Here is a 17,582-nt window from a genome sequence, read left to right on the forward strand (position 1 = left end):
AGCCGCTGAGCAGCTGAGCAGCTGAGCCGCTGAGCCGCGGCGCCGCGGCTCAGCGCGAAGGTCGGCTCCCTGGCGAGTACCTACCTGCGAGGGATGAGTGCCAGGAGCTGGATCGCCGCCAGCGCGTACTGGCTGGCGTCGTTGGTGGAGACGTAGGGGGCCTCGTCGACGGGCATGAGGACGCTCACGTCCCGGACGTGGGTGAGCCGCCAGTCGCGCCGGGCCTGGAGGGGGTTGACGTTGAGCTGGTCGCCCTCGCCGACGTCGAAGGCGTGCCAGGCCACGTCGGCCAGACCCCGGTCTCCGGTACGGCCGGCGGCGTAGGCCGCCAGGCGGCTGTGCGCCTGGATCAGCGAGACCCCCCTGAGCTCCGGGTCGGTGAGATAGCGGCGGCAGTACTCCAGCCAGATCTCCTCGAAACCGGCCACCCCCAGGTCGAGGTCGATCAGTTCCGCGCAGATCTCCGGCAACCCGAAGACCGCCGACAGGTGGGAGAGGGTGATCTCGTCCGCCGTCCGGCGGAGACGGCCGTCACGCAGCTCCGCCTCCCCGGCCAGGAAGCCGTGCGGCAGGGCCGCCAGATCGGCCATCGTGCCCAGCAGCCTGTCGCGCGCGCCGACGTCGCGGTGGCGCTCCCACCGGGTGAGCCACATCGCCGCGAGCGCGCCCCAGTCGGTGCCCAGGCCGATCCTCGGTCCGGGGACGTCGCGATACTTCCGCAGGGGGTCGAGCGCGGCGACCGCGTCCTCGGACAGTTCGTCCATGAGGTCGCCGGTGCGCTCGTCGGCGGTCAGGTAGTAGAACATGCGCCGGTAGATCGCGCTGGAGATGCGCAGCTGCTTGCAGGAGCAGCCCCAGTGCTGCACGTTGTGCCTGGAGCCCAGGCCCTTCCAGGGGCCCAGGTGGTAGACGTCCACCTCACCGGTGTGGCGGGTCATCGCCTCGGCGAAGCGGAACACGTCGGCACGGCCGGTGCGCAGGAACTGGTACCACAGCCACAGGTCGGGTGACAGCTCGGAGTTGTCCCACGCGTAGCCGCCGACGTCGTAGCGCCAGGTGTGCCGGTCGGCGTCGTAGGTGTGCATGACGTCGCCGTAGTCCCAGAACCCGTACCAGCGGCGTTGCTCCCGCTGCGCGAGGTAGTGGTCGAAGAGGAAGTCCAGCCGCTCCTCGATCGGCGCGTCGTCGGAGCGCGGGGCCCACGTGCCGAAGACGCCCGCCTCCTTGATCCGCTCGGGGGAGGCGACCAGCAGCCCCGGGGTGAGACCGGCGGCGCGCTCGGCCAGTTCCTCGTTCGGCGGGGTGGCCTCGAACAGGCACAGCGACAGTTCGTGGGTGCGGGCGATGCCGTACGGCGTGCCGTACCCGGGCTCGTGGTCCTCGTAGGTGATCTCCAGGCCCTCCAGCTGCTCAGCGTGGCTCTCCTGACCCAGGCCGTCGTGCCAGAAGCGCAGGTCCATGGGCCGGGCGCCGGGAGAGTGGAGCCAGACGGTCGCGGTCGCCAGGCCGGTGGCGGCGCCGCGGATGTCGAGCCGGGTGGGATGGAGCTTCCAGAAGTCACGCAGTCCGAAGCCGAGACCGCCGCTGACGCCGCCGACGTAGCCGTACCCCTCGGAGCGGGTGCCCGACGGGATCGTCACCCAGCCGTGCCCCGGCTTGGTGCGCTTGCGCAGCAGGAAGCCGTCGGCACTGTTCTGGTCGAGCGTGTAGTCGCTCCAGGTGGGGATCAGGTGCAGGTGGCCGGCCAGCGCCGACGGATCGGCCGCCCGCCCCTCGACCTGCGCCCGCCGTACGGCCTCGCCGGGGTCGCGGCGCAGGCCGGTCAGGCCGCGCACGGCCTCGGCCAGGAACCCGGTAAGGAACCCGGTCGCCGATCCCGCCTCACCGACCTCCCTGGACGGCCCCGCCAGCCGGACGTGCCGGTCGTGCGGCTCGTCGCGCATGATCACGTCGGCGCGCAGGCCGAGGCCGCGCAGGAAGTCGCGCTCCGGATCGCCGTCCCAGACGAAGCTGTGGACCAGGCGGACCTCGGGCGAGCCCGCGTAGAAGTACAGGCGCACGGTGAACGGCAGTCGGCCGGCGTGCCGGTCGCCGTGCCTGCCCTCGACCCTGACCACCGCGCGGATCGGGCCGGCCTGCTCGACGGTGACCCGCTCGACGGTGGCGGTCACCTCGTCGTCGTGGACGCTGACCAGGCGGACGTTCCTGACGATCTCGCGGGAGCCGTGTCGTCGCGAGCCCTCCGGCTCGGTGTACGAGATGGACTCGATGAGCCCGCCGCCGAGCCGCCAGGTGACCGGGCCCGAGCGGACCGTCCGGCCGGTCACGGTGACCGGATGCTCGGGCGGGGAGGTGACGGCCCGAGGGCGGAGCTCGTAGGCGTCGGAGGGGTCGCCCTGCGGGCCGATGGCGTGGGCGGACCACTTGACCGAGCCGTCCGGCCAGGTGGCGGTGACCCAGCTCTGCACCGGAGTGCCGTCGCGCAGGGCGAAACCGGTCCCCGCGGCCACGGTGCCGCGCGGCCAGGGAACCCCCCAGGTGACCCCCTGTCCGCGTGGCCCGTCGAGCCAGCGCACTTCGGTCATTCCTTCACCGAACCGATCATGACGCCCTTGGCGAAGTGTTTCTGCAGGAACGGGTAGACCAGCAGGATCGGCAGGGTCGCGACGACCACGACGGCGAACTTGATGCCCTGCTCGGGGAAGAGCACCGAGTCGAAGGCCGAGACAGAGCTCTCGGCGTCGACGCCGGTGAGCATCCGGACCAGTACCTGGAGCGTCCACTTCTCGTTGTCGTTGATGTAGAGCAGGGGCGACATGTAGTCGTTCCAGATGCCGACCGCGTAGAAGAGCGAGAAGGTGGCGATGATCGGCTTGGACAGGGGCAGCACGATCCGCCAGAAGACCCCCAGCTCGTTGCAGCCGTCGATGCGGGCGGCCTCTTCGAGCGCCTCCGGCAGTTCCTGGAAGAAGCTCTTGACGATGATCAGATAGAAGGGGTTGATCGCCAGGGGCAGGATCAGCGCCCAGTAGCTGTCGAGCATGCCGAGGTCCCGCACCACCAGGTAGGTGGGGATCATGCCACCGCTGAACACGATGGTGAAGATGACCAGGTTCAGCACCAGGGTCCGGCCGGGAAGTACCCGTTTGGACAGCGGGTAGGCCATGGTGAGCGTCAACATGACCTGTATCAGCGTGCCGACCGCCGTCACGCAGATGGTGGTGATCATCGCCCTGAGGAAGACGGGCGTGCTGAAGACGTAGTCGTAGGTGTCGGTGATGAACGTCTCCGGCCACAGGAAGAACGGCCTGGTGGCGATCTCCGCCTCGGTGGCGAAGGACCCGGCCAGCACGTACATCAGCGGCAGGATGGTCACCAGCGCCAGGCCGACGAGGAACGCGATGTTGAACGCGTCGAAGAGCCGGCTGCCCCAGGAGCTGTAGTTGCTCACCGTGGCGGGGGTCTCCGCCAGCTTCTTCGCGGTCAGGTTGTGCGCCATGCACCCTCCTTCAGAACAGGCCCCGCTGGCCGAGGCGCTTGGCCAGCCAGTTGCAGCCGAAGATGAGCACCAGTCCGGCGACGCCCTTGAACAGGCCGACCGCGGTGGCGTAGCTGTAGCCGCCCTGTGTGATGCCGACGTAGTAGACGAAGGTGTCGAAGACGTCGGCGACGTCCGCGTTGAGCGAGTTCCGCAGCAGCCAGAACTGCTCGAAGCTCTGGTCGAGCAGGTTTCCGGAGGTGAGGATGGCCATGATGACGATGGTGGGCCGGATGGCGGGCAGGGTGATGTGCCAGAACTGGCTCCAGCGCCCGGCGCCGTCCATGCGGGCGGCCTCGTACAGGTCGGGGTTGACCCCGGCCAGCGCGGCCAGGTAGATGATCGTGCCCCAGCCGGTGGTCTTCCAGACCGTCTGCAGCATGATGATCGGCCGGAACCACGCCTCCTGGGCGACGTAGTCGATCTTCTGCCCGCCCGTGATCGAATGGATCCATTCGGCGATCACGCCGTAGTCGACGGAGAAGAGCAGGTACGTCAGCGACGCGACGATGGTCCAGGCCAGGAAGTGCGGGATGTAGATGAGCGACTGGACCGCGCGTTTGAGCCAGCGCACCCGCAGTTCGTTGAGCAGGAGCGCGACGATGATCGGCGCCGGGAAGGCGATCAGGATCGTCAGCAGCGCGATGATCATCGTGTTGCGCATCAGGCGGCCGAAGTCGGGCCCGGTGAACAGGTCCTCGAAGTGCTTGAGCCCCACCCATTCGCTGCCCTCGACGCCGAGGAACGGCACGAAGTCCTTGAACGCGATGGACAGGCCGTACATCGGCCAGTACCTGAAGACGGCGAAGTAGGCCAGGCCGGGCAGCAGCATCAGGAGGAGCCAGCGGTGGCGCCCGAACATGGACAGGCGTGAGGACAACCTGCCGCGTGGCCCTGCGGGCTCGCCGGTGGCCACCTCGGCGGGCTCCGGTGCCAGGTCGGTGGCCATGACGGCCTCCTTTCTCGCGTGTTCCGCGAGGGACCCGGGGGGAGTCCCTCGCGGAACACGGCGTGTCAGGGCGTCAGCCCTTGTTGATCAGTTCCAGGAGCTCGGCCATGACCTGGGTGCCGCCGCTGTCGTACCAGCGCTTGATCTCGGCCTTGAACTGCTCCTCGGTGAGCTCACCCGCGAGGAACTTGATCCGCGCGTCGGTGGGGATCGGGTTCAGCGTGGCGCCCTTGTCCACCGCGGTCTTGGAGATGTAGGGCAGGGTCGGGTCGTGCTGCGCCGTCTGCAGGTCGAGTTCGGACAGGGTCTTCTTCTCCTCCTCGATGGCCTGCTCCTCGGGGGTGGCGCGCTTCCACGCGTACGCCTTGTCGCTCGAGAAGCCGACGCTGGCGCTGGTGCCGAGCTGGATGAAGGCCTTCTCGACGTCGTTGTTGATGGTCTGGACGGCCGGGTCCTGGTCGTTGATCTTGACCGCGTACTCGCCGTCGACCTTGAAGTTCTTTCCCTCGATGCCGTTGTTCAGGAGGGTCGCCCCTTCCTTGGAGGCCAGCCTGTCCAGCATCGCGAGCACCTCGTCGAGCTGCTCCTCGGTCCTGACGGTCTGCTTGGAGATGGCGACGACGTCGTTGTAGCCGGTGAAGGGCAGCGAGAACTTCTGGCCGTCGGGGCGCTTGAGGTTGCCCGCCATCGCGACCTTGGTCTGGTAGTCGCTCGCGTCCGCCTGCTTGAACAGCTGGAACAGCTCGTCGGCGCGGACGTTGACGTCGATGATGATGCCGCCCTTGCCCTGGACGAACGGGTCGAGCCACTTGACGGTGTCGAGCGTGGCCCAGTCGGGGTTGGTCAGGCCCTCGTCGATGAACTTCTTGATGTACTTCTGCGCCTCCCAGAACTCGGGGGCGTCGAACTCCGGCACCAGCTTTCCTTCGCGCACCGCGTGGCCGTTCGGGGCGCCGAACCAGACGTCGATCGCGTTGTACGGGCTGGAGGCGCTGAAGTTGGGAGCCGGCCACTTGGGCAGGATCAGGCCGTAGGTGTCCTTCTTGCCGTTGCCGTCGGGGTCCTTCTCGGTGAAGGCCTTGGCGATCTCGTAGAGGTCGTCGGTGGTCTCCGGCTCCTTCAGGTCCAGCTTCTCCAGCCAGTCCTTGCGCAGCATGATCGCCGAGCGGAGCAGCGGACGGATCCGGTAGACGCCGTAGCTCTTGCCGTTGGTGGAGGCGTTGGCCAGGATCCGGGGGTCCTGGGGCAGGTTCGGGTACTTCTTGATCTTGTCCGTCAGATCCCAGAAGGCCCCGGCCTCGGCCGCCTTGGTGAACGCGGCGTCCTTGGGGTTGACGACCAGGAGGTCGGGCAGCTTGTCCGAGGCCAGGGTGACATTGGTCTTCGAGGCGTAGTCCGCGTTCGGCACCCAGGTGATGTTGAGCTTCTTGCCGGCGAGCTTCTCCACGGCCTTGTGCATCTCACCGTTGGGATCCGGTGCGGTACCGAAGAGCTTGACCATGAGGTTCAGCCCGTCGGGCGCGGCCTGGCCCCCTTCGTCCCCGCTGCCGCACGCGGCCACGCCGAACAGAGTAGTTAACGCAAACATGCCGGCCAGCAGCCGGCGGGGGGTGGTGTTCATCAGTTGCCTTTCGCAAGCAGGAGCGCCTCGTTCTCGGCGAAGAAGCGCAGGACCAGCCAGGTGTTCAGCTGGATCCAGCCGCCCACGGCGAGCGTGGGAAGCAGGAGGGGCAGGAGTGACACCGCGTAGGCCGTCGCCGCCAGGGCGAACAGCAGCACGATCGAGGACGCGGGCCGGGCGAGCGCGAACCGCGACGCCTTGGGGAGGTAGTCGCGTGGCCGCAGGTCGAAATGGACGTACATGGGCAGCAGGTACGCCGCGATCATCGCCAGGAGCAGCAGGGCGATCAGGGAGGCCGCGCCGTACAGGGTCGTGGTGGACAGTACGGCCGCCGCCAGGAGGATCGGAAGTACCAGCAGCGAGCCCCGCGCGAACTCCCGCCGGTAGGTGGTGGCGAACGCTCGCAGGGGCGGGAAACTCTCGCCCATCGCGTGTCTGCGGGCGAGGGCGTAGGCGGCCACCGTCGCCGGGCCGACGCCCAGGACGACGCCGCCGGCCAGGGTGAACAGCAGCCACAGCGCGTTGAGGCGGATGGCCCACCACACCTCGTCGAAGGCCGGGTAGAGGCGCATCATGGCGAGGTCGCCCTCGGACCGGCGTGCTCGCCGATCGGCGGAGCCGTCCGGCGAGAGCCGGTCTTCCCACCGGGCGGCGGGTGCTCGTCGCGCCGGCGGAAGCCCTCCAGGCCGTCGACGGAGAAGGCGACCCCGGCCCCGGCCACGGTCAGGCGCATCTCGTACGGCTCCTGGGCGTCGAGCGCCGTGGGCGGCGGGTCCGGCCCCTGGGCGACGAGGTGGGAGCCGTGGCCCTTGCGCGGGCCGCGGGCGTGCCACCGGCGTTCCGGCGGCCACATCCGGCGGAAGCAGGAGACGCGGTCCAGGCTCGTCCCGGCCACCGCTCCGGGTTCCGGGCGCCGCCGTAGACGATCACATGTTCTCCTGGCTCTTGTCAGCTCTGCGTTACGGGGGATTAAAACGTTCTTCTTGTGGCAGCACAAGACCCCAATTCAGGAAACGGTGTTCGGGGACCCTCCTCCGATGGGTGGACACCTCGAGTGCCGGATCACGGAGATCTGGGGAACACGGAGTTCCGCATGGCCACGAAGGCCCCCTGAGCCGGTTCACGGCCGACGCGGTCGCTTCGGCACCCGCCGGACCCGACCCGGACGTACGCGTCGGCGACCGGGGACCGACGCCTCCCGCGGGGTCACAGCTCGCGTACGGCGATACCGGGATAGTCGAGCACGAGGCCGGACTCGTCGTAGACCAGGCGGCACGCGAAGCCGAAGGCGGGCGAGGCGTAGTCGTAGCACCGGCGGGAGCCCTCGTCGCCGACGCGGAGGTAGTCCTGCTCCAGCCGTTCGACGGCGAGGTCGGCGGCGCGCACGTAGGCGGCGGGGGCCTTCGCCGCGGCTCCGGGTTCGAGACCCAGCCGGTGCACGGGAAAGGCGTTGGTCATCGCCGAGGACTCCAGGTCGACGTCCAGGCAGCCGTCCAGACGGGGGGCCGGTTCGCCGTCGACGCGCCAGCGGCCCGTGCCGTCGGCCTCCAGCATGGTGCTGCGGGACCCCTCGGCCGAGTGCCCGCCGATCCCGGCGCTTCGCGTGACCCAGGCGGCGTCCACCTCGATGACGTAGCCGACGGCCCAGGTCACGCCGTCCTCGACCGCGGTCGTCCACCCCTCGACGCGGTGGCCGTCGTCCAGGGGGTGGAAGTGGACCACCTCGAAGCCGGTGCGCGCGTCGCGATGCCGCCAGGCCGCCGCCCGCGGCGGTGTCGCGAAGGTCATGTCCGCTCCTTCCGTGATCCCGTACGTCACCTGCCCCGATCGTCGTGTTCGTATCGGTGGTACGGGCGCGGCGGCGCGCGGGACATGATCGTCCCGCGCGCCGCCGGGGCCGGGGCGCTCCGGACGGGAGGGGCTCAGTGGTAGGAGTAGATGTTGGGCGCCGGGTGGTTGTCCTGGATCTCCCGGTGGTTGCTCTCCGCGCCCCAGAGCGACCTGTAGGCCTGGACGTCGTGCTGACGGGCCCTCGCGTGCTGGCCGAACACGACCCAGGTCACCGGCTGGAAGTAGACGTCGCTCTCGTCGGGCGTGGTGAGCGAGCCGGTGTAGCGGTAGGTCGTGTGGTTCGCCGGCAGCAGGTCCCTCAGGTGGACGCCGCGCAGGGGCCTGGAGGCGCCGAGGGCCGGGGGTGAGGCGATCAGGTGGTCGTGCTCGGACAGGCCGTGGAAGTCCTTGGAGTCCACGAGGACCGAGAAGACCACGTAGCCCTTCGTGCCGGTCGCCTTCTCGTGGACCAGGTGGGCCTCGAGGGGGGCGAAGGGCTGGCCGGCGAACCTGTGCTCGGCGTGCCCGTGGAAGTGCACGTTGATCAGGTTGTACCGCCGTCCGCCGTAGGTGATGTACGGCTGGGCGCCTCCGGTGCCGATGACGAACCGGACGTCGTCGTGCTCACCGGCCTCGCCGACCGGAGCGCGGTCCTGGAACAGGAGCGTTCCGTCGACGCTGCTCGGATAGTGGACCTCGAGCGGGGCCTGGGCACCCGGGCACGCCGCCGAGCGGTCGATCGTGATGGGACTCTGCACCGCGGCGTCGGTGCCGGTGCCGTGGCACGGCCGTTCGGCGCGCGCCTGCACGGGGGCGGGGAGGGTGATGAACGGGAGGAGGAAAGCGGCAGCCACCGCGAGGGGAGCCAGACGATACCGCACCAGAATGCCTTTCATACGAAGTATGTCCGCTATGTCACCTGAAGACACGCAAGAGCCCTATGCCAGAATTAAAGGTGACATAAAGCATTGGTGAGACTAGTGGGAGAAAGTGAATTCTCAACCTGGTTTTCAGCGCCCCGCGCGATCACAAGTAAACATCTGATTACAAGCGGGGGCGGACCTCGGTGACGGCGGTCACGGGGTCGTCGTACCGGACGGCGCCGGGTCGTCGCCGCACTCCCCCGCGGGCAGCTCGCGCAGCGAGCGCAGGGGTGAGGCGAGGGCGACGGCGACGCCGGCGAGCATCACGCCGCCGCCGACGACGAGGGTGGCCCGCAGGCCGAGCACCGATCCGAGCAACCCGCCGAGAAGCGCGCCGAGGGGCTGCGTCCCGTAGACCAGGAATCTCCACGTGGCGTTGACCCGGGAGAGCAGGGCGGGGGCGATCAGCGCCTGCCGGAGCGTCTGCTGGTTGACGCCGTAGAGCGACGGCCCCGTCCCTCGCAGCACCTGGGCCACGACCAGGATCGCGAGCGTGAGCGTCAGGGGGCCGCCCGCCGTCGCGAGGACCGGGCCGGCGACGGCCGCGAGGGACATCCCCGCGACGAAGGACGGGCCCGGACCGATGCGCTCGGTGACCCGGGTCACGACCAGGGCGCCGAGGACGCCCGCCACACCTCCGGTCGCGACGACCACGCCGATCAGCGCCGGGGAGAGCGTGAGGTCCTCGACCAGGTAGAGCATCAGGACGACGTTCTGGACCTGGCCGCCGAGCGCGCCGAGGGTGGCCGCCAGCGTCGTGGCGCGGACGATCCGGTGGGCGAGGACCGCGCGGACCCCTTCGAGGACGTCGGCCCACAGGTGCCGCCGGTGCCCCGCGGCGGGGACCGCGGCCGGTCCGGGGGTGCGGATGCGCGCCTTGCACAGCGCGGCGAGCAGGAACGAGACGGCGTCGACGGCGATGGCGACCGGCGCGGTGAGCAGCGACACCAGCAGGCCGCCCACGGCCGAGCCGGTCGTGGCGACGGTCGCGTTGCTCAGCACGAGCGCGCTGTTGGCCGGCAGCAACCGCTCGCGCGGCACCAGGAGGGGGGTGAACGACTGGGCGGCCACGCTCTCGAAGAGGCCGCAGACGCCGACGAGGACCACCACGGCGTACAGGTGCCACATCCGCAGCGACCCGAGCACGGCCATGACCGGGACCGCGCCCAGGAGCGCGGCCTGCGCCAGGTCCGCCAGGACGAGCGTCCGCCGGTAGGACATGCGGTCCACCCACACCCCGGCGGGCAGGCCCAGGACGAGGTGCGGGAGCAGCCCCGCCGCACCGAGGAGGCCCATCTGGGCGGGCGAGGCGTCCAGGTGGACGACCGCCGTCAGCGGCAGCGCCACCGTGGTGACGCTCGACCCGAGCAGCGACGTGGCGTTGCCGGCGAAGAGGCGGCGGAAGTCGGGATGCCGCCGCAGGACCGGCCGGAGCCGCGACGGGGGGCGGTGACCGTCGCCGGCCTTCTCCGGTGGTGCCGGGGCCTCCCCTTCGTCAGCGGCCATGGCCGGACACTACCGAGCTTTCCGGGCAGACGGGGCGGGGATGACACGAGGCGGGGACCCGCTCACCGGCGGGCCGGGCGAGGCGTCGGACGCGCCGCGCGCCGCCGTCTCCCGGCTCCCGGCTCCCGGCCCGAGGAGGCGCCCCCTTCCGTGAGGACGCCCGCCGCCGTCTCCCGGCCCGAGGAGGCACCCTCTCCCCGGGGACGTCCGGCCACGGGCGCGCACGGGCCGAACCGGTGGGCTCCGCGGCCCGGCCGTGTGATCGGTAGGGTCGCGTCATGGAGAGCAGGACCAGGGACGAGGACCACGACGGTTCCGCGCGGGCCCGCGGGACCGAGGCGCACGAGGCGGGGACCCCCGGGACACGCGTCCCCGGCACCTCCGGGACCCGCGTCCCCGAGGCCGACGAGGCGCGGATCCGCGAGGTCCTGGCCGCGCGGCTGCCCGGCCACCGGGCCGGCACGGTCACGCCCCTCGGTGAGGGCGAGGACAACAGCGCGTACGAGGTCGGCGGGGAGCTGGTCGTGCGCTTCGCCAAGGAGCCCGATCCGGTGCTCCGGGCGGCGCTGGTGGAGCGTGAGGCCCGGCTCCTGGCCGTGGTCGCGGACGTCTCCCCGCTGCCCGTTCCCGAGCCGAGGTTCACCGACCCCGAGCGGGGCTGCCTGGCCTACCCCACGCTCGCGGGCGTGCCGCTGCTCGGCCTGCCGGGGTCGCGGCGGGCGGCGTACGCCGGAGCGGTGGGCACCGTGCTCGGCGGGCTGCTCGGTGCCCTGCACGCCGTCCCGGCCGAGCGGGTGGACGGTCTGGTGGAGGAGGACGGCACGGCCCCGTCGGAGTGGCTGGACGAGGCGGCGGAGCTCTACCCGGCGCTCGCCGGGGAGCTGCCGGCCGCCTGCCACGAGGCCGTACGGGCGTTCCTGGGAACCCCTCCCCCGGACGGCGGGCACCGGCCGGTCCTGTCCCACAACGACCTGGGCATCGAGCACGTCCTCGTCGATCCCGGCACCGGGGCGGTGACCGGTGTCGTCGACTGGAGCGACGCCGCGCTCGTCGATCCGGCCTACGACTTCGGCCTGCTGTACCGCGACCTCGGCCCCGACGCGCTGGAGGCCGCCCTGTCCGCCTACGGACCCTCCGGTGCCCGTCTGCGCGAGCGCGCCGTCTTCTACGGCAGCTGCCGCGTGTTCGAGGACCTGGCGTACGGGATCGAGACGGGCCGGGAGGTCTACGTCGGCAAGTGCCTGGTCGCGACGGAGTGGCTCTTCCCGGGGTAGGCGCCGCGCTCCGGTGACGGCACCTCGCGCCATGCGACGGCGCGCTCCGCGGACGGGACCTCTCACCGGGCGACGGCGCGCTCCGCGGACGGGACCTCTCGCCCGGTACGCCGATGACCGGCGCCTTCGGCGGTCATCGGCGGACGCCTCAGATCAGGCCGAGGGAGAGCATCGCGTCGGCGACGCCCTTGAAGCCGGCGATGTTGGCACCGGCCACGTAGTTGCCCGGCATGCCGTACTCGTCGGCGGTGCGCAGGCAGCGGCCGTGGATGTCCTTCATGATCTCGTGAAGGCGGCCCTCGGAGAACTCGAAGGTCCACGAGTCGCGGCTGGCGTTCTGCTGCATCTCCAGCGCGCTGGTGGCCACGCCGCCCGCGTTGGCGGCCTTGCCGGGACCGAAGGCGACGCCCGCCTCCTGGAAGATCCGGACGCCCTCCGGCGTGGTGGGCATGTTGGCGCCCTCACCGACCGCGACGCACCCGCCGCGCACCAGGGCTTCGGCGTCCCTGCCGGTGATCTCGTTCTGGGTGGCCGACGGCAGCGCGACCTCGCACGGCACCTCCCAGATGCTCCGCCCCTCCACGAAGGACGCGGTGCCGCCGCGACGCGTGGCGTAGGCGTCCATCCTGAGGCGCTCGGCCTGCTTGACCTGCTTGAGCAGGTCGAGGTCGATGCCCTTCTCGTCGACGACGTAGCCCGAGGAGTCGGAGCAGGCGACCACGGTGCCGCCGAGCTGCTGCACCTTCTCGACGGCGTAGACGGCGACGTTGCCCGAGCCGGAGACGACGACGCGCTTGCCGTCGAAGGAGGTGCCGCGCGCCTTCAGCATCTCGTCGACGAAGAACACGCAGCCGTACCCGGTCGCCTCGGTGCGGACCTGGGCGCCGCCGTAGCCGATCCCCTTGCCGGTGATCACGCCGGACTCGTACCGGTTGGTGATGCGCTTGTACTGGCCGAACAGGTAGCCGACCTCGCGTCCGCCGACGCCGATGTCACCGGCGGGGACGTCGGTGTACTCGCCGATGTGCCGGTAGAGCTCGGTCATGAAGCTCTGGCAGAAGCGCATGACCTCGCGCTGGGAACGGCCCTTGGGGTCGAAGTCCGAACCGCCCTTGCCGCCGCCGATCGGCAGGCCGGTCAGGCTGTTCTTGAATATCTGCTCGAAACCGAGGAACTTGACGATGCCCAGGTAGACCGAGGGGTGGAAGCGCAGCCCGCCCTTGTAGGGGCCGAGCGCGCTGTTGAACTCGACCCGGAAGCCGCGGTTGATGTGCACCTCGCCCTGGTCGTCCTCCCAGGGCACACGGAAGATGATCTGCCGTTCCGGCTCGCAGATCCGCTCGATGATCTTGGATTCGGCGTACTCGGGGTGCTTGCCGAGGACCGGTCCGATGCTCTCCAGCACCTCGCGGACGGCTTGGTGGAACTCGATCTCCCCAGGGTTGCGGCGCAGGACACTGTCGTAGATCGAGTCCAGTTTCTCGTGCAACATCACTCGTCTTTCCGGTCGTCGGTTCACACACGGTGCTCCAGACCTTATGAGGCGCACATCTCACACCTTCAACCGGTCCGTAGTGAGATCTTCCTACCCCGCCGGACGGCCACCGGATCAGTCCCGCGACGGACGACCCTGCGCGGGGGCCTTCCCTACGGTGCCGGGTGGCAGGCCGTCGCGACCCCGCGCGGACAGGGAAGGTCCCGTGTTCGCCCACTCCCCCAGGTCCCCCGGCCTCCCGGACCCCTCCGGTCCCGGCCGGTCGTCTCCGGCGCCCCCTACCCGACCTGCCCGACCTGCCCGACCTGCCCGGTCGATCCGCCCGGCCGGACCACGCCCGACTCGTACGCGAACACCACCGCCTGAGCCCGGTCGCGCAGGTGGAGCTTCATCAGCACCCGCGCCACATGGGTCTTGACCGTGGCCTCGCCGACGAAGAGCTCGGCGGCGATCTCGGCATTGGTCAGGCCCCGGGCCAGCGAGCGCAGCACCTCCAGCTCACGCGGGGTGAGCTCGGCGAGCCGCGGCGGGGGCGCGGGGTCGTGACGTCCGGCGAAGGAGGCGATGACGCGGGTGGTGACGGCCGGGTCGAGCAGGGCGTCGCCCGCGACGACCACGCGGATCGCCTCCACCAGTTGCTCGGGCGGTGACACCTTGAGCAGGAACCCGCTGGTCCCGACGCGCAGGGCGGAGTAGAGGTTCTCGTCGGTGTCGAAGGTGGTCAGCATGACCACCTTCGGCGGGTCGGGCGCGCCCAGGAGCTCCCTGGCGGCGGTGAGTCCGTCCATGCGGGGCATCGAGATGTCCATCAGCACGACGTCCGGCCTGGTCCGGCGGGCCACGGCGACCGCCTCGATCCCGTCGGGGGCCTCGCCGACCACCTCCAGGCCCGGCTCGCTCTCCACCACGAGCCTCAGCCCGGCGCGGACCATGGCCTGGTCGTCGGCGATGACGACGCGGATGTTCACTTCTTCTCCTGGACCGGTGACCGGCCGCCTCGTTCCCGGGACGCGCGTTCAACGGCCCGGGCGGCCGCGCGCGGATGCCGAACGGGAGAGAAGAACCGCCGTTCGGGGAGACTAAGGGCTGGTGACCGTCTTGCCCATAGGACAAAACGCCCGGACAAGCCGATCACAAGTGGGGCACAAGTCGCTTTCTCGAAGGGCCGCGAAGGAGACGCCCGCACGAGCCCGGAAAGCCGGAGGGCACCGGCGCCGCAGGGCCGACAGGGCGGGCCGTACGCCCCCGGAAGGGCGTGAAGAGTCGTACGGCCCCGCGGGTCCGGGAGGCCTTACGGCCTCAGAAGGCGGGGAAGGAGACGCTCCGCTCGAACCGGTAGGCGACCGCGGCGTCACAGGTGCCGGGCGCGCAGAAGTAGATCAGCAGTGCCGCCTCGTCCGGCCGGTCGACCACCCAGCCGGTGAAGTCGAGCCGGCCGCCGCGCTGCGGGTCGGCGATCGTGCCCTGGAGCCGCGATGCCGTCCTGCCGCCCACGTTCGTCTGGACGACCTGGGAGAAGACGCTGACGGTGCCGGGGAGGGAGGACTGCAGGGCCTCCTGCAGCCGCTCGGCGCCGCTGCGCGGGTCGAGGGTGTCGAGCGTCTGCGCGTACAGGCCGGTGGCCTCCTGGGGAGCGTCCTTGATGGTCTCGTTCGCGGCGGCCCAGTCCGCGGTGACGGGCGTGGCGAACAGCGTCCGGAACCGGTCGGCCCGGGGCGCGGCCATCACGAACACGTCCGCGTGCGGCTCCAGGGACCAGCCCTCGGGGTGCTCGAACGCGATCGGCACCGCGGCCGAGCCGCGGTACTCCGTCCAGGCGTCGCCGCCGCGCAGGAACGTGGCGAGCAGCGCCACCAGCACGACGATCGCGGTGATCGCCACGCTCGCGCCGATGAGGATGCCCTTCCGGCCGGAGGCCGCGCCCGGCTTGTGCCCGGGAGCGGTCGGCGCCGTCGAGGGGGGCGCCTGGGTGAGCTGGTAGGGACGGTCGGTGCCGCTGATCGCGTCGCGCAGTTCCGCGACGAACCGGCCGCAGGTCTCGTAGCGCTGCTCGGGGGACTTGGCCAGCGCCCGCGTCATGACCCCGTCCACCTGCGGCGGCAGGTCCGAGCGGAGCGTGGTGAGCGGCGTGGGGATCTCGGCGAGATGGGCCCACAGCAGGGCGATCTCGTTGTCGCGCTGGAAGGGCAGCCGCCCGGACAGGGCCTCGTAGACCACGCAGGCCAGCCCGTACTGGTCGCACCGGCCGTCGATGTGCTCCTTGTTGATCTGTTCGGGCGACATGTAGCGGGGGGTGCCGATGAACTGGTTGGTCTGGGTCAGCCCGGAGATCGAGGTGCGGTGCTTGGTGATGCCGAAGTCGGTGAGGTAGGCGTGGTCGCCCTCGGTGTGCGCGGCGATCAGGATGTTGGCGGGCTTGACGTCCCGGTGCACCAGGTCGTGGGCGTGCGCGGTGTCGAGCGCGGCGGCCACCTGGGCGAAGATCCGGTTGACCTGGCCGACCGGCAGCGGGCCCCGGTCGTAGAAGAGCTTGCGCAGGTCGGGGCCGTCGACGTAGCGCATCGCGATGTAGAGGGTGCCGTCGTCGGCGCTGTCGGCCTCGTAGATCGGGATGATGTTGGGGTGGTCGATGCTGGCCACGGTGCGTGACTCCAGCACGAAGCGCTGGCGGAACCTCTCGTCCTCGCCCAGCAGCGGGTTGAGGACCTTCAGCGCCACCTTGCGGTTGAGCCGGGGGTCGACGGCGAGGTAGACCACGGCCATGCCGCCCTTGCCGATGATGTCCTCGATCTGGTAGCCGGCCATTTCCCGGCCGATCAGCGCCCTGTCGTTCACCGGCGTCACGTCTTGGTCGGCTGGCCGCAGTAGCCGCAGAAGCTGTGGGCGTGGCCCAGCCGCATTCCGCAGCCGGTGCAGTACTTCTGCACCGCGTCGGCCGGTCTGCCGTCCGGGGGGGCCGTGGCACCGGTGGCGCCGGGATCGCGCGCCACCAGCACCGGCCCCGGCACGGTCGAGGAGAGCTTGGGCAGCGCCGGGAAGGAGCGGCTGACCACCCTGGTGGAGTCGGCCTGCTCGTCGAGGACCGGCCGGGGCGGGACGGACGGCGGGTCGGGCATGGGGGGACGGGTGTCGGCGGCCGTGGTGGGCCCGGTCCCGGGTCCGGGCTCGGCGGGCCTGCGGCGCCAGAGCAGGAAGGCGGTGGTCAGCACGGCGAGCACCAGCAGGCCGCCGCCGGCGACGAACGGCCACAGGGGCGCGCCTCGGGGCGCGTCGGTGGAGGCGGCCGCCGTCCTGGTCGCCTCGTCCTCGGCGGTGCCGCGCTTGGCCTGGGCGGTCTTGAGGTGCGCGGCGGCCACGGTGTGGCCGGGGTAGAGCTCCAGCACGCGCTGGAAGGCCGGGACGGCGTCACCGTAGTAGTGGGTGTGGAAGCGGGTCAGCGCCTGCTCGAAGGCGGCGTCGATCGGCCCGCGCCCGGGGGCGACGTCCGCCTCGGCCAGGGCCTTGACGACCTCACGGACACCGATCATGCGGGCGTCGGCGCCGCCGCCGACCAGCAGGCCGACGACCTCGCCCTTCTTGTCCTCGATGACCGGGCCGCCGAGCAGCCCCTTGTCGACGAGGGCACCCAGCTTCCTCGGCTCGTCGACCTTGTTCTCCGGGTCCTTGAACTGCCGGCCGCCCTCGCCCGCGCCGCCCGCCCGCAGGTGGGCGATGTCGACGGTCTCCGGCAGGTTCGCGGCGGGCCGGCCGGTGAACCCGGCGACCGCCACGGGCGAGCCCTCCTTGGCGGGCACCGTGGTGGCGAGCGGGGCGGTGGGCAGGCCCGCGCCGCCGTCGGCGCGCCCGACGGGCGCCAGCACCGCGGGGCTGTCGGGCCTGTCGCCGACGCGCACGACCTCGGCCTTGAACCCCTCCTTGTCGGCGGGGGCGATGTTGGGGAAGGCCGTGATCTCGGTGGTGACGTCGATGATGCAGGTGGCGGTGGGCTTCTTGGGCGGGTAGCAGTCCTGCAGGTGGTGGTCGAGCCTGTCGTCCTTGAGCCTGTGCCGTTCGAAGTCCGCGGGGATCTTGACCTTGTGGTGCTCGGCGAAGACCTTGTTGGCGGCGAGGATCCGCACGTCACGGTCGGTCCTGACCACCCGGGTGAGGGTGACCATGCCGCCCTCGGGATTGATCACGGTGGCGGTGCCGCTGCCGATCGGCACCTTGTAGGAACGCTCCACGTGCCTCAGGTCGCCGATGTGGTCGAGCAGCGTTATGTCGACGTCCGCGACGGCCTCGACCCTGACCACCGCGGGGGTCACCAGGTCGGTGATCCCGCTGGGGTGCTCGTGGGCCAGCGCGGGGACCGTCCCGGCGATCGCCAGGCACAGACCCCCGATCATCGCCAGTGCCGAACCAGACCGCCGCATCGCCGCTCCCTACCGGGCATGAACCAAAGGTCGT

General features: G+C 70.9%; 14 protein-coding genes. 1 reads left to right on the plus strand and 13 read right to left on the minus strand.

Going from position 1 to position 17,582, the window contains the following annotated elements:
- Nucleotides 1-80: 80 nt before the first annotated feature.
- The 9 genes from AB0G16_RS12990 to AB0G16_RS13030 form a co-directional block, all read right to left on the minus strand.
- Nucleotides 81-2,585, minus strand: coding sequence for a Tat pathway signal sequence domain protein (locus AB0G16_RS12990; protein ID WP_362803283.1), 2,505 nt, complete (start codon nt 2,583-2,585; stop codon nt 81-83).
- Entirely contained in the window at nt 2,582-3,499 is a 918-nt protein-coding gene (locus tag AB0G16_RS12995) for a carbohydrate ABC transporter permease (protein ID WP_362803285.1), read from the minus strand. Before AB0G16_RS12995 ends, AB0G16_RS12990 begins: the two co-directional genes overlap by 4 nt.
- Nucleotides 3,500-3,509: 10 nt before the next feature.
- Complete coding sequence (locus AB0G16_RS13000; protein ID WP_362803287.1) at nt 3,510-4,487, minus strand: ABC transporter permease subunit; 978 nt, start codon at nt 4,485-4,487, stop codon at nt 3,510-3,512.
- 73 nt (nt 4,488-4,560) lie between these two features.
- A complete protein-coding gene (locus tag AB0G16_RS13005; RefSeq protein WP_362803290.1) occupies nt 4,561-6,108 on the minus strand; it encodes an extracellular solute-binding protein in 1,548 nt (515 codons plus the stop codon).
- The gene (locus tag AB0G16_RS13010; protein WP_362803293.1) at nt 6,108-6,683 is read right to left on the minus strand and encodes a DUF624 domain-containing protein; all 576 of its coding nucleotides are present in this window, start codon (nt 6,681-6,683) and stop codon (nt 6,108-6,110) included. The genes AB0G16_RS13005 and AB0G16_RS13010 overlap by 1 nt, the downstream gene beginning before the upstream one ends.
- Entirely contained in the window at nt 6,680-7,003 is a 324-nt protein-coding gene (locus tag AB0G16_RS13015; RefSeq protein ID WP_362803296.1) for a DUF1961 family protein, read from the minus strand. The genes AB0G16_RS13010 and AB0G16_RS13015 overlap by 4 nt, the downstream gene beginning before the upstream one ends.
- Before the next feature lie 311 nt (nt 7,004-7,314).
- Nucleotides 7,315-7,896, minus strand: a complete 582-nt coding sequence (locus tag AB0G16_RS13020) for a putative glycolipid-binding domain-containing protein (protein ID WP_362803299.1) — start codon at nt 7,894-7,896, stop codon at nt 7,315-7,317.
- A gap of 134 nt (nt 7,897-8,030) precedes the next feature.
- Nucleotides 8,031-8,792: a carbonic anhydrase family protein gene (locus AB0G16_RS13025; RefSeq protein ID WP_362803302.1), complete on the minus strand. Its 762-nt coding sequence runs from the start codon at nt 8,790-8,792 to the stop codon at nt 8,031-8,033.
- A 222-nt stretch (nt 8,793-9,014) separates the two neighbouring features.
- A complete protein-coding gene (locus AB0G16_RS13030; protein ID WP_362803305.1) occupies nt 9,015-10,367 on the minus strand; it encodes an MFS transporter in 1,353 nt (450 codons plus the stop codon).
- Nucleotides 10,368-10,645: 278 nt separating this feature from the next.
- Between AB0G16_RS13030 and AB0G16_RS13035 the strand changes: the two genes are divergently transcribed.
- Complete coding sequence (locus tag AB0G16_RS13035; RefSeq protein WP_362803308.1) at nt 10,646-11,641, plus strand: phosphotransferase; 996 nt, start codon at nt 10,646-10,648, stop codon at nt 11,639-11,641.
- Nucleotides 11,642-11,789: 148 nt separating this feature from the next.
- On the opposite strand, the gene gdhA is transcribed toward AB0G16_RS13035, so the two are convergent.
- The 4 genes from gdhA to AB0G16_RS13055 all read right to left on the minus strand — a co-directional run bounded on the left by gdhA (nt 11,790) and on the right by AB0G16_RS13055 (nt 17,548).
- Nucleotides 11,790-13,133, minus strand: coding sequence for an NADP-specific glutamate dehydrogenase (gdhA, locus tag AB0G16_RS13040; protein ID WP_362803311.1), 1,344 nt, complete (start codon nt 13,131-13,133; stop codon nt 11,790-11,792).
- Nucleotides 13,134-13,414: 281 nt separating this feature from the next.
- A complete protein-coding gene (locus AB0G16_RS13045; RefSeq protein ID WP_362803314.1) occupies nt 13,415-14,104 on the minus strand; it encodes a response regulator transcription factor in 690 nt (229 codons plus the stop codon).
- Nucleotides 14,105-14,435: 331 nt separating this feature from the next.
- The gene (locus tag AB0G16_RS13050) at nt 14,436-15,971 is read right to left on the minus strand and encodes a serine/threonine-protein kinase (RefSeq protein ID WP_362803317.1); all 1,536 of its coding nucleotides are present in this window, start codon (nt 15,969-15,971) and stop codon (nt 14,436-14,438) included.
- 5 nt (nt 15,972-15,976) lie between these two features.
- Nucleotides 15,977-17,548 carry a hypothetical protein gene (locus AB0G16_RS13055; protein ID WP_362803320.1) on the minus strand — a complete coding sequence of 524 codons (1,572 nt, stop codon included), beginning with the start codon at nt 17,546-17,548 and terminating at the stop codon, nt 15,977-15,979.
- Between the last annotated feature and the right edge of the window lie 34 nt (nt 17,549-17,582).

Origin of the sequence: Streptosporangium sp. NPDC023615 (genome assembly GCF_040640155.1) — a bacterium.
Classification (GTDB): Bacteria; Actinomycetota; Actinomycetes; order Streptosporangiales; family Streptosporangiaceae; genus Streptosporangium.

What these genes read in the sequence shown, in the direction of transcription:
- AB0G16_RS12990 (WP_362803283.1), bottom strand. Translation starts at nt 2,585, where the DNA reads ATGACCGAAGTGCGCTGGCTCGACGGGCCACGCGGACAGGGGGTCACC.
- AB0G16_RS12995 (WP_362803285.1), bottom strand. Translation starts at nt 3,499, where the DNA reads ATGGCGCACAACCTGACCGCGAAGAAGCTGGCGGAGACCCCCGCCACG.
- AB0G16_RS13000 (WP_362803287.1), bottom strand. Translation starts at nt 4,487, where the DNA reads ATGGCCACCGACCTGGCACCGGAGCCCGCCGAGGTGGCCACCGGCGAG.
- AB0G16_RS13005 (WP_362803290.1), bottom strand. Translation starts at nt 6,108, where the DNA reads ATGAACACCACCCCCCGCCGGCTGCTGGCCGGCATGTTTGCGTTAACT.
- AB0G16_RS13010 (WP_362803293.1), bottom strand. Translation starts at nt 6,683, where the DNA reads ATGATGCGCCTCTACCCGGCCTTCGACGAGGTGTGGTGGGCCATCCGC.
- AB0G16_RS13020 (WP_362803299.1), bottom strand. Translation starts at nt 7,896, where the DNA reads ATGACCTTCGCGACACCGCCGCGGGCGGCGGCCTGGCGGCATCGCGAC.
- AB0G16_RS13030 (WP_362803305.1), bottom strand. Translation starts at nt 10,367, where the DNA reads ATGGCCGCTGACGAAGGGGAGGCCCCGGCACCACCGGAGAAGGCCGGC.
- AB0G16_RS13035 (WP_362803308.1), top strand. Translation starts at nt 10,646, where the DNA reads ATGGAGAGCAGGACCAGGGACGAGGACCACGACGGTTCCGCGCGGGCC.
- gdhA (WP_362803311.1), bottom strand. Translation starts at nt 13,133, where the DNA reads ATGTTGCACGAGAAACTGGACTCGATCTACGACAGTGTCCTGCGCCGC.
- AB0G16_RS13055 (WP_362803320.1), bottom strand. Translation starts at nt 17,548, where the DNA reads ATGCGGCGGTCTGGTTCGGCACTGGCGATGATCGGGGGTCTGTGCCTG.